Source organism: Bacillus cereus (assembly GCF_002564555.1).
GTDB lineage: Bacteria > Bacillota > Bacilli > Bacillales > Bacillaceae_G > Bacillus_A > Bacillus_A cereus_K.
This window is the reverse complement of sequence record NZ_NUVD01000023.1, coordinates 21,840-33,764: the sequence shown is the minus strand read 5'-3', so window position 1 is coordinate 33,764 and position 11,925 is coordinate 21,840. Positions and strand designations below refer to the sequence as shown.

Sequence of the window (11,925 nt, the reverse complement as noted above, 5' to 3'; positions counted from 1 at the left end):
AATCGAAGAGGATATTAAAGAAAGAAATAAGTTAATAAAGGAAGACATGAAAGATCGGAAGGAACGTGAAGAAAGGATAGAAAAGAGGTTAGAGCTAAGGGATGATAACCTTATGAAGATGGTCAGAGAGATTCAAGATGCTAAACGTACGATTGTATCAGCTCAGGAAGAAATCGCGGCAGCAAAAAGGAAATCTTGGTGGAAGTTTTGGAAATGAGTACATTCATTTTTGGGTGTACTCATTTTTAGAAACTGGACTAACGGTTTTTAGTATTATAGGGATATTTGGAAAGAGGGAAATGCATTAAACTATAATTATAATTTCATGTACCGTATTTTGAATTTAAATAACGCATACAACGAGGGGGCTAGAAAGATGGATCTATTATTATTTATGAAAAAGGCGTTTAAGGAGATGGGTGGAAAAGAGACTGTATTGTGCGATGGAAATCAAATAACTTAGTGGTTTTAAAAAAGGAAAGATGCTGTAATCTATTTAAGAAAGAATCTAGTTTGTTCTTGAATTAAATTTTGAATTCCTTGAAACTGTTCCGGTAAAATAGCAAAGGTTTGCTATTTTATCATACATCTTCCTTTGGGCATATAAGAGTTCATCATACTTTGTGTCTCCCTAATAGTGTGTTTCTGTAACTTGCTGTAGCGCTATGCGTATAAGAAATCCCTCTTAATAGGCTATTCTTCCCGAACTTAGTGCGTATTTCATCCATTACTTTCGTTAATTTTATTTCTTTTTCTTGTCTTCAGTTGAAAGGACTGTTCTTTCCATACCTGGTATCCCTAGTACTGAGATCTTATTATTTTCAAAATGGACGTACTTCATCTGTAAACCTTTAAGTTCTTGTAAGGATAATTCATTATGAATGAGCAAATGCACAATGGATTTCTTTGTCCATCCCCCGAAAAAGGAGAATGATACAGAAAACCAATTTTAAATAAAATCATTATTTGAATAGAGCTAGCCCCCTTACAACTAGATAAGGGGGCTAAGATAGAAACAGATAAATATCGTATTTGAAAACTCCAACCCATCAGAGCTTCTATGATAGTTTAGCATGTATATATAACTCTGTTTGTTAAGAAAAGGTAACATTGTCGGAAAGAAATTATACATGTAAGGGGGGTATGAACATTTTGGAGTGATAATTTAAAACGAGTATAACGAAGACTTAGAGTTTAACAGAAAACATGGGATTAGTTAAACTCTACAAAATAGTTATTATATACAGAAAAAATAAAAGAACTCGTTGGTTATATACGGATTCTTTGTAGCAGAGGTACCGGGCACACCAGGAAGTTGGTCCAGAGTAACTGTGTATTCACTTGGATGATAATACTATATTCAAAGGGGATAAAAAGGTAATGAAAATTAAATAAAATCCTTATTTAATAGATTTTTGATAAAAAAGCAATTATCATAAAATCGCACTTTAATCAATTTTTGTTGTTGGTAAATGGAATGTTGAGCAGACAAAGTTAAAGACAAGATAAAAGCTAGAGTTAACAAAAAACGACGTTTTTGTTTTTCAATCGTTTGTTGTTGATTGTTAGGATTAACTTGTTTTTTGATGTTAATAGTATAGAGGAATTTTTAGCTGTTCATTTATTAGAGCATATTCAACGGCCTTTAGATTCAATGGAGGAATTGCATCAAATTGCAAAACAAAATGCAATAATGGTTTGCCATGTTCCTTGTGGATTCAGTGATGATGCGTTTGAAGACCCTACACATATTCGACAATTCTTTTGAATTCTTTTACTTATTTTTCACAGCCTATTTATTGGAGAGCAGATTATGGATATCGGGGGGATTGGCTTATTGAAAAATTAATCTTGGTAATAGCTGCTGGAAAATATAGGGGTAAGACTGCTGAAGAAATATTGTGTGGTGTCCATAAATATAGAAATGTTGTCATTGAAATGATTGTAGAATTAAAAGCAATAAAACCGATAAGAGAAGCAAAACGTAAATTATTAACTAATTTCCCCATTGAAATCCAATTAACTCAAACAAATTCATAAAAGAAAAAGTAATTTCTTTTTATATCTAAACAAATAGTTGTAATTCATCGGATATAGAAATAAACATACAAAAACACCATCCTTTCCTATAATTCTACAGAAAGAATAGCGTATTTTTTAGAGGTGATTTTGTTTTCTTAGCTTGATAGCGATGTGGCGGTACCCATATATTGTATTTACAATTAAAAATTGTTCTAAATTAGTACAAGCAATTTAATGATAAGAATAGAAATTGGTCATTATTACTATGGCGTTTATTTTCAAGAATTCATAAAATACAGAATAACTCTATTTTTAAAAGGTAGGTGAAAAAATGAATAGATTTAATAAATGTAATCATATTCCTTTCCCGTGTGCTTTTCCTATTCCTTCTGAGGGAGCAACAGGACCAGTTTTACAACCATTTGTGAATGGAAATATTGATGGTCAAACCATTGCTAGTGGCGGTGCAGTAGTATTTCCTCTTCCAGCCGACACCTTTCACCTCAGAGTTACCGGAATAACATATAATGGTACAGATACCTTTACAATAATTGAGTCAGGTTTATACTTCATTGATGTTACATTAAATTATGCACCAGGAACACCAGTAAATTCCACATTTACAGTATCAATAAATGGTGCGATAGGTGTTTCACCAGCTACTAATGCTGATACGGTGGGGCCAATATCTGTTATAAGAGTAGGAAATTATTCTGCGGGTGATACAGTAAGGATAATTAATGATTCACCTAATCCAGTAATTATAGCAAATGGAAATAGTACAGTTGGCCCTACACTATTTACTGCTGGACACATTACTTTTTTTAGATTTGCAGATGGACCACAACCATAATAATATTATTTTAATAAATCTTAATTATGTAAAAAAGACGGTATATTGTCCGTCTTTTTTATATAATTAAAATTTCTTTGATAGGGATCACACGACATGCCCATCAAGCTAAGCTTATATAAGTTTAATTTTACGTGAGATTTTTTCTTTTTTCTAAAGGTCCAGTGTAAGTTCTTTAAAGATTTGCATACTAAATAAACCCTATCGGGTTTCTATTTTTTTGATTATGCTACATGATTGTGAGACATAGTAAAGTCATATACGACGCCTAAGATATCAAAGACTGTTTTCTTCTTGTACCGGTGAGATTTTCTCCCGTTTTTTTCTAAAAGATAAAACAAACGCAGTAAAACTTTTAATAATTCATGGATGCCCTTCTGTAATCCTTCATAAAACAATAGATAATAATTCTTTATCATATAGATGGATTTGTATTCACTTAGCTCTTTTTTTTTCTTATCCAAGAGTAACTGACGCATTTTGAACATCGTAGATGAACAGAGTAAAATACTAATGAGTTGTCCATATAAATGGCATTCTAAACGTTCCTTCTTGATTTCCTTGCACTTGTCAATTTGAAAGAAAGATTTCCATGTTTTGAACAAAATTTCAATTTGCCAGCGTAATGAATACAAGTCATGGATATGTTCCGTTGGAACATTTTCTGCAGAAAGATTCGTAATATACACGTTGATTCCACTCAACCGTTTACTTCGTTCTTTGTAGGTTATGCCTTTCTTTTTTTCTTTTTTGGCTTGTTCCTTTGTTAATCGATGAATAATAACACGAGCTGGTAATTTTTGATACTGTCCAATGTATGCCTCTGAAATCTCCATTGTTTGACCAGGGAGCAATTGATTTATGAGTTCTTCCATATCTAACTGAATATAGAGTGTTCCTTTCTTCATGATCCCATTTCGAAAATATTCTGGCTTATCATTCTTACGATAGATTCGAGAATTTAATTTCAAACGTGAGATATAGTAAGCTTCTTTATCATGGATCTTCTGTAAGTCATGTAAGTCGAAATAGCCTAAATCTCTTATGTACAAGTCTTTTGGTTGAACGGTTTGTAGGCTTGTTAAACTAAAGGTTTTATCATTTTCTCTTCCTTCTCCTACATAAACGTGCAGAAACTTTCCACTCAACAGGTCATACTCCAATTGAATTTTAACTCCTGCTGTATGGCTACTTCCACCTGAACCTTGATAATGTGGAGAAAACTTATCTGGAAGCTGGAATGTTGTAGAATCTAGAATCCGAATGTGCTTAAAGGTCGTGGTATATTGATGAATTATTTATTTTGTTGAATGAATTCTTTGAGTTAGAAGTTTAGCTAGCACTTGTTCAAGAAACTGTACTGCGGAAGCATTAAATCGTTGGTTAAGTCCTTCAGGACTGATAAGAACACCTGTAGATACTTCAAGACAGCTACATAATTGTGTGAGTGATGTACTTGCAACCTGTTGACTAAGCCATACACATAAAGCAACTAACTCCTGTGCTTGATATTTACTCTTTCGCTGAACGAATCCTTTTTCTTTGGCTAGGTGTTCTAGAGTATGAGGAGACATATGTCGTTGTAATTCTTCAGCAATCAGTTGAAGTTCGTCAAGAATCGAAAGATTCATAAAGAAACGCCATCCTTTCCTATAATTCTACAGAAAGGATAACGTCTTTTTCGCTTTATAGGTAGTGTAAAATATTAGCTTGATAGCGATGGGGCGGTACCTCTATATATTCTTATACTTTTGAACTACTCTTATTTTTTCTTCGATATCGTTGTACTTTTGCTATGGTACCACATGACCTTCCTTTTGGTTCGGATGCATACATCCCACACCAACGCTTACTCCCATTTCTAGAGTTGTCATAAAAAACCCATTTGCAATCTGGACATGCTTTAAGACGTTTCCACTGATTTAAGGAGATGTTTTTAACAATTATAATCAAAACTTCACTAAAAAAGTTATGTTTTTTAATAGCATTATATTGAATATTATCAATATCTAAAATGGATACATTTATAGGATAACTTGTTAACCACTTTGTTAAATTATCAATATTATTTGTTTCTAATGACATGCGAATATCTTTTCGAAATTGAAGGACATCCTCTAACTCATCGGAAAATTTAATATCATTAAAATTCTCTGATATAAAGTTTTTTATATCTTCTTCAGAATTTAAATGTTCTCTAGGCTTACGTGTTTCATTTGGAATGTCCCAAGTATTTAAGAAACTACGGATAATTTCTAAATTCCCTGGAGCCATTTGATTATTAATCACCTTCGTTCACCTCCTAATATTCAGTATTGACTATATTATACAACTATTGGTAACATAATAAAAGAAAATGTTAACCATTAAAAACTTATAATGGTTAACGGTGTCGAACTTAAGTATTAAAGGTGGTGATAGTATGTGTTATGACATTGTTCATTTGATAAAAAGTATATCAATCAAAAATGAAACTCATCATGACCACTTTATGAAAATTTTAATGTATACCATTGTTTTTAAGTGGAAAGTTCTGAAAATTAATTATTAGTAAAATGTGCATTTGTTTTGTGATTGAAGTATCCGACTATTAATAAAGAAAAATAACTACATATAAAATATATAGGAGGCTATTCAATGGAACTAAATATTGAAGTAAATATAGAAGAGATACAGAGGGGGGAACAATAAATGATTAATGAAAAAATTCCTGTTCCCATCAAAATGTTACTTTTAGCTGTGTTACTTATGAATACAGGAAGTTTTATGATTATGCCTTTTTTAGCACTAGATTTAACAAATAATCTTCATTTTTCTTCTTGGGAAGTGGGGACTATTTTAACTACAATACTCATTGCGCACCGTGGACTACCAGTATTTACGGGCTTAATAGGTGATCGTGTAAGTCATACAGTAAATGTGATTGGAGGAGTGATGGTAAGAGCATTAGGGTTTGGAGCATTTGTTTTTGCTGACAGTTTCTGGTCTGTAATCATTGCAGCATTTTTTTTCGGATTTGGGGGAGCGTTATTTGATCCTTCGGTTACTGCTTTTTTTACATCACAAAAAGAGACAGTTCGAAAAAAAATATTCACTTACTTTAATCAGATGCTTAATACAGGAGTAATTATAGGTCCATTAGTCGGGGCATTATTAATTCAGTTTAATCCAGTATATCCATTTACTATTGCAGGTATTACTATGCTAGTTTTAAGTTTTATTCTTTTTATCTATCGTAGTAAATACCCTAGAACTATTAAAGATAATCAAAAAGTATTATTAAGTTTAAAAACTGCTATTTCAAATAAATTGTTTGTTTCATTTATATGTGTACTGTCTTTATTTTGGATTATGTTTGCTCAATTAAATATTTCATTTCCAATTAAAGCATACGATTTATCTGGAAACACCCAATTAGTAAGTTCCCTTTTCATAATAAATGGGGTTTCAGGATTACTGTTAATGTTCTTTTTAAGAAAGGTGTTTATTAATCAAGATCCTATGATTATGGTTAAAATAGGTGTATTGATTATGGGAATAGCAATAGGAATGATCCCTCTTATTCCATCTATTTATTGGATGTTATTTTGTGTTTTTCTTTATACATTAGGAGAAACACTGGCTCTACCAGGAGCTGAAATGACAGTGGCGCAATTTAGTGCTAATAAACCTGCAGGGTTGTTTTTTGGAATGTTTCAAGCTTGTTGGGCTATTGGTGGCTCCTTAGGAAACTATCTTGGAGCTTGGTTAAATAAATATAATGATATTCCATGGTCTTGGTTTATATTTTTAGCAATAGGTGTTTTGGCTTCAATTTTATTTAATATGATACATCAAAGGATGAAACGAAACTCATCCATGTAGAAAAGCAAACTATGAATTCATGAACTTAATTAAGAATTACTCATATTAATGAGACAAGATAATATTTTTTAAATAGGTGTTTTTGCAATACAAAAACGGTTCTTACGTATATTTGGTGAAACATTATATGACACTTTCCACTTCACTTCTTCTAGATAACATACTCTTTTCTTCAAACGAAAAAGGGGTTCAGCCGAGATACATGTAATTTTGGGTCATAGGCTGTATTTTATTTACATTATCAGATTTCGATGTAATAAAAAGGTGTTTTACTAATAATGTTACGAATTATTTTTGATACAGTATTTTGTTACAGCTAGTTTAACGGTTAGGATATTTCATATTTTCAAACATAGCCTTCAAGCTAACAATCGATATATCCCCAAAATGTGGCTTTATAAAAAAGATTGATAGTTTATAATTAAGTTTGATAAAATTCTCGTTTAAGAACATGATATGAAGGAATTTTTATGCCAACTTTTCTTTTTATCCTATATAATAAAAGCAAGAATATTAAGATGTTCGTATAGTTAAGAAAAGGGTAGTTTTTAATGTTGTTATAATAATTGAATATAGATTTGAAAGGATGTACATCATGATTTTAGTTAGTTCTTGCTTAGCTGGAAACCCAGTAAGATATAATGGCACTGCATGTTTAAACGATACAATTCAAAAATTAATTGATGAAAAGAAAGCGATACCTGTTTGCCCGGAGTTATTAGGTGGTTTTGTTACACCGAGAGAACCAGCTGAAATCTTGGGCGGAGATGGATATGATGTTTTAGAGGGTAAAGTAAAAGTAATGGAACGTTCAGGTAATGATGTGACGGAATTATATATAAATGGTGCTATGAAGACTTTAAATTTAGCACAAGAAATGCAAGCTAGCCATGTAGTTTTAAAAGAATATAGCCCGTCTTGTGGAAGTAAAGAAATTTATAGTGGTGAGTTTGTTGGAAAAAAGGTAACAGGAGCCGGCGTAACGACTGCTCTATTAGAAAGTAAGGGCATTAAGGTTATATCTGAATTAGAATTAGATAAATTAATTAATAAAATATAATATTAGAGGGCGAATTTTAACGATTTGCTTACCGAAATTATCAAACTTTATTATAAAAATAAATAGCTTGTAAAATTTTAACTCTCGCATTTTAAACAAATTTTTTTCAAAATGCGTGAGATTTTTTTGTGATGAAATCAATGGTTTCACCTAAATTTTAATCAAACTTAATTTCAAACCAACACCAAAATAAAAAATTTAAGCTTTATCCAATAAAGAACTTCTAAAATTTTCGTTTTGGGGGTAATTGTTTTTCTTAGCTTGATGGGCATGGGGTCACACGACCGAAAAAAGAATATTGTACGTTAAGGGATATTTTTTACATAAAAAAGGAAATTCTTTTCTGTATTAAATACAAAATATTATTTATGGAATCTTCTTAATGTATGGTAAAGCAAAGTTTTTTGCCTTAATAATTCCTTAGCGTATGAAATTCGCGTTTTGATGGCGTTAAACCTTCAAGAAAAGGTGCAAATGATTATTCGATGCAATTGATAATTTCACGTACCTTATTTTTTATAAAATTATAATTTTAAAGAATAAAATACAGGTATGACCTGGATTTAAATGTATCTCGGTATGGTTCCAAATGATGGTGAGTTAACAGAATTAATCTAATCCACCGATCATATCTGCTGGTAATTTATTATATACAGATGCTCCATAAATAATAGCAACCAATACTACATATAACGGTAAAGGTATAACATCGATTTTAACCTTCATAATTTTAGAAGCGAAAGATTCACTTTTCAATTCATTCCCATCAGTAAATGATAGCGCGTCCACATTCTTTTGAATTCCCATATGCCCACCCTTGTTTTCTTAACAAGAATATTTAAGCGCTTTCGATAGGTATCCAATTGATGTGCTGTTGTTCGACTGTGGACTAATAAAACGCTATCTCCTCTAAAAATAGCATTTTCAATCTGACTCCAAGTATTCATAATTTTAATTTGTCTTAATGGAATTGGAAGTTCCAAATTAGTATCAAAGGACTTAGAACATGATTTTGAATCGATTGTTTATCTGTTAATTTAGAAAAATACACTAAAGCTGCTTCTAATCTATCTACTGTCATTTGAAACCGATGGATCACTAAATCAAGTGCGTGACGAAATATATTCTGAATATCAGCTATGTTTTTCGATAAATCAGCGTCTAAGAGGGAGTCCGCAATATTTCGTCAATACTCTAAGCAACCCGTTTCTATACTCAAAGTAGTTAGCTTTTTTGTAGTACAGGCACCTATTTATTAACAGTTGAATAAACTATTTTGAACCTTACTTGTTGCATCATTTACTTGTTGATGACTCACAAACATAACAATAATGAATGCTTAGACACTTGATGAACGAGCACTTATATACGGTGCTCGTTTTCATATTTAACGAATTTACTGAAAGAATTCTCCTTCCTCAAGCGTGTGAAGAGTAATAGTCCAACAGTAGGTGGGAGATGAATTTCGGTTTGGCATAGCCAAAAACTTTTGATAACCTAGCTATACATATATCATTAGGTGCTTACTTTAGGTCTGTTATCTTTACATCCACATCGTTAGATATTCCGAATTTTATACTATTTAATCTTACTTTTCGGTAAATAACGTCGTCTTTAACGACATACACATTTCTAATGTATTAAACGTTTATCCCCGTACATTCGCAAGTTTGCCAGTCCATTTGGATATTCTCACCATAGATATTTTGTAGCATCCCGACCTATTCATTACGATATGATTTATCACTTAGGTTTTGTTCAGTCGACTGCACCTAGCTACATACAATTTGTGACTACTATCATGTCTTGTATGTAGGATTATCAGACAAGTATTTTCAGCTCAACCTGGTGGCTTTCATTCCTACTCTCAGTCAAACAGTTGTTGTTATCAAATTGATAATCCTCCTATTTCGTGTTTGTACATTTATGAGGAAAAGTGTCGCACAAATAGCGTTTTGTTACTTTTTCGTAATCACTATAGGTATATATATGTGTTAAAATTTATAAGATTTCGCAGATGTGTTCTCCCTGCAAATCTATGTATTTTCTGCCCTTATAGTCCCCTTTTATAAGGGCAGTTTTTTTTAAGGATAGGAATTTTTTAAGTTTACAAACCCTACACTTAAAAAACGAGTTCAAAATTGCAATTTTGTTTATATAATTTCCTTGAAAATTTAAAATTTTATAATTAGTAATGGAGGCATTAAAATGAGTAATACTCCAAAATTATCACAACAATTAGTCATCAAAAACCAAGTTAATCCTAATAATCAACAACAAACGATTGAAAAACAAAAACGGCGGTTTTGGTTAACTCTAGCTTTTATATTATCTTTAACTTTGTCTGCTCAACATTCCATTTACCAACAACAAAAATTGATTAAATCAAAACAAGTGCTCATAATTCAAGAAAAACAAAGATTATCAAATTTAGAAAATGTCGGGAAATATCTCGAGAAAGATATTAAGACTTTAACAGTAAGTGAAGAAGGCATTTTAGAATTCGCAAGGAAATTGTATAACTTTTCCAAATCTGGTGAAACTATATTTCAAATAACTAATTAACTTATAAATATCTAAGCGATTATCATTAATTAAATTGTGATTTTATCAAAAATCTATTAAATAAGGATTTTATTTAATTTTCATTACCCTTTTATCCCCTTTGAATATAGTATTATCATCCAAGTAAATACACAGTTGCCTTGAACTAGCTGAAGCGTAAAAGCTTCGAAAATCGATATATAAAATAGTTCTATTCGGTAAAAGTGATTAGTCATACACTGAGATTCCACATTCATTCAGGATTTCAGATACATCGCGATAACTTAAAGAAAAACGGCAGTAGTAGCCAACAGCCACTAAAATAATATCTTTCTTGAATTGTTTTCCTTTAAAATATCTCATGTCTGATTCTCCTAAATCCTGTTTTCTAGAGTGTAGATTCATATAGAAAACTTTGCAACAGAACCACCAAAACGTATCTTGTCATTTTTTAATTGCGTAAGCTCAGCGGAGCAACCAAGATAGGTTAATCCCTTTCCTGATTCTTTATACGTATCATTCCAGCGTGAAAAAATGGTTAAATACAAAGCGACTGTAACCGATCATTTTAACAATTAATATTTCTTGTTTCTTATTTTGCTAGATGCGAAATTTATATGCTTGATTTCCTAACATAGGTTGTATCTCACTTTGCTATAGGATATCTACAGTACACAAAAAAACGTAGATTTATGCCTACTGGCACTCATCTCCCACCTAACGTCCTTCACACGCTTGAGGAAGGAGGATTCCGTCAGGAAACGATAAAATACAAACTAATTTTCTGCCTCATCGCCCTTTTCACTTCCATTTATATCCTTTTCCCCACACCGTAAGGAGGAACTGAGGATCAGAAGGACTAGGTTCGATCTTCTGACGAAGACGACTGATATTCACATCTATTACTTTTGGGTTACCTACACAACTTATACCCCATATTTTATTTAAGAGTTCATCACGTGAAATTGGTTTTATGGAATTTTCCATTAAATATCGTAAAATAATATGCTCTGTTGGAGTTAAATCAATTACTATCTCATCCCTATATAATTTGGCTTGCAGAAGATCTAATTGAAATGGGCCCGAATGAATCGATTTCATATCCTTTTTACTTTCTTTTACCCTTCTTAGCAACGATTGTACACGTGCTACTAATTCAATTATACTAAATGGTTTTTTAATATAATCATCTGCTCCAATTGTCAAACCGTGTACCTGATCTTTCTCTTGAGCACGTGCCGTTAATATAATAATCCCAACCTTTTCATTACTTTTTCGTATTCTTTTACATACCCGAAAACCATCTATTCCTGGTAACATAACATCAAGTATTACAATATCAATATTATGATGTTCTAAAAGCTCAAGAGCTTTTTCACCTGTATCGGTTTCTAAAACATTGAAACCAGCACGCTTCATATTTAATGTAATAAAACTACGAATTGTTATCTCATCTTCTAGCACTAAAATTGTTGTCATATTCACCGCTCCTTTACTCTTGTTGATAATCGGCTATGGGTTTGATATAAGATTTAAGCTTCTGGTAGTTTAATTTTTTGAAATTGCATATACATGAGCTCTT

The 11,925-nt window shown here is 31.7% G+C and carries 8 protein-coding genes and 7 pseudogenes; 6 read left to right on the top strand and 9 right to left on the bottom strand.

Translation table 11 applies throughout. The features are described from left to right. On the top strand, nucleotides 1-217 hold a 217-nt coding region (locus COI75_RS14475; protein ID WP_141535115.1), incomplete at its 5' end, for a DUF3967 domain-containing protein. 397 nt (nucleotides 218-614) lie between these two features. On the opposite strand, the pseudogene COI75_RS14470 reads toward COI75_RS14475, so the two are convergent. Together COI75_RS14470 and COI75_RS27800 are read right to left on the bottom strand one after the other, a co-directional pair. Beyond that, nucleotides 615-761 (bottom strand): annotated as a pseudogene (locus COI75_RS14470) (DNA repair protein); the annotation flags it as partial. Beyond that, nucleotides 746-901: pseudogene (locus COI75_RS27800) on the bottom strand (integrase); the annotation flags it as partial. The pseudogenes COI75_RS27800 and COI75_RS14470, both read right to left, overlap by 16 nt. A gap of 863 nt (nucleotides 902-1,764) precedes the next feature. Between COI75_RS27800 and COI75_RS14450 the strand changes: the two are divergent. Both COI75_RS14450 and COI75_RS14445 read left to right on the top strand, forming a co-directional pair. Beyond that, on the top strand, nucleotides 1,765-2,040 hold the full coding sequence (locus COI75_RS14450) for a hypothetical protein (protein WP_255265683.1): 276 nt from the start codon (nucleotides 1,765-1,767) through the stop codon (nucleotides 2,038-2,040). A 313-nt stretch (nucleotides 2,041-2,353) separates the two neighbouring features. Then, nucleotides 2,354-2,875: a hypothetical protein gene (locus COI75_RS14445; protein WP_098448428.1), complete on the top strand. Its 522-nt coding sequence runs from the start codon at nucleotides 2,354-2,356 to the stop codon at nucleotides 2,873-2,875. A gap of 224 nt (nucleotides 2,876-3,099) precedes the next feature. Here COI75_RS14445 and COI75_RS14440 read toward each other — a convergent pair. Continuing rightward, nucleotides 3,100-4,506: pseudogene (locus COI75_RS14440) on the bottom strand (IS4 family transposase). A 112-nt stretch (nucleotides 4,507-4,618) separates the two neighbouring features. Then, nucleotides 4,619-5,164 (bottom strand): CGNR zinc finger domain-containing protein, encoded by a 546-nt coding sequence (locus COI75_RS14435; protein ID WP_098448427.1) that lies wholly within the window; start codon nucleotides 5,162-5,164, stop codon nucleotides 4,619-4,621. Between the two features lie 402 nt (nucleotides 5,165-5,566). Between COI75_RS14435 and COI75_RS14430 the strand changes: the two genes are divergently transcribed. Continuing rightward, entirely contained in the window at nucleotides 5,567-6,739 is a 1,173-nt protein-coding gene (locus tag COI75_RS14430) for an MFS transporter (RefSeq protein WP_098448426.1), read from the top strand. A gap of 595 nt (nucleotides 6,740-7,334) precedes the next feature. Continuing rightward, nucleotides 7,335-7,799: a DUF523 domain-containing protein gene (locus tag COI75_RS14425; protein ID WP_141535114.1), complete on the top strand. Its 465-nt coding sequence runs from the start codon at nucleotides 7,335-7,337 to the stop codon at nucleotides 7,797-7,799. A gap of 618 nt (nucleotides 7,800-8,417) precedes the next feature. On the opposite strand, the pseudogene COI75_RS14420 reads toward COI75_RS14425, so the two are convergent. After that, nucleotides 8,418-8,606, bottom strand: a pseudogene (locus tag COI75_RS14420) (hypothetical protein); the annotation flags it as partial. 47 nt (nucleotides 8,607-8,653) lie between these two features. After that, a pseudogene (locus COI75_RS14415) lies at nucleotides 8,654-8,880 on the bottom strand (spore germination protein); the annotation flags it as partial. A 1,127-nt stretch (nucleotides 8,881-10,007) separates the two neighbouring features. Between COI75_RS14415 and COI75_RS14405 the strand changes: the two are divergent. Next, nucleotides 10,008-10,364, top strand: a complete 357-nt coding sequence (locus COI75_RS14405) for an FtsB family cell division protein (RefSeq protein WP_098448423.1) — start codon at nucleotides 10,008-10,010, stop codon at nucleotides 10,362-10,364. 216 nt (nucleotides 10,365-10,580) lie between these two features. On the opposite strand, the pseudogene COI75_RS14400 reads toward COI75_RS14405, so the two are convergent. The 3 genes and pseudogenes from COI75_RS14400 to COI75_RS14390 all read right to left on the bottom strand — a co-directional run. Beyond that, nucleotides 10,581-10,706, bottom strand: a pseudogene (locus tag COI75_RS14400) (IS6 family transposase); the annotation flags it as partial. A gap of 80 nt (nucleotides 10,707-10,786) precedes the next feature. Continuing rightward, nucleotides 10,787-10,925, bottom strand: a pseudogene (locus COI75_RS27795) (helix-turn-helix domain-containing protein); the annotation flags it as partial. Between the two features lie 219 nt (nucleotides 10,926-11,144). Continuing rightward, nucleotides 11,145-11,822 (bottom strand): response regulator transcription factor, encoded by a 678-nt coding sequence (locus tag COI75_RS14390; RefSeq protein ID WP_098448422.1) that lies wholly within the window; start codon nucleotides 11,820-11,822, stop codon nucleotides 11,145-11,147. Between the last annotated feature and the right edge of the window lie 103 nt (nucleotides 11,823-11,925).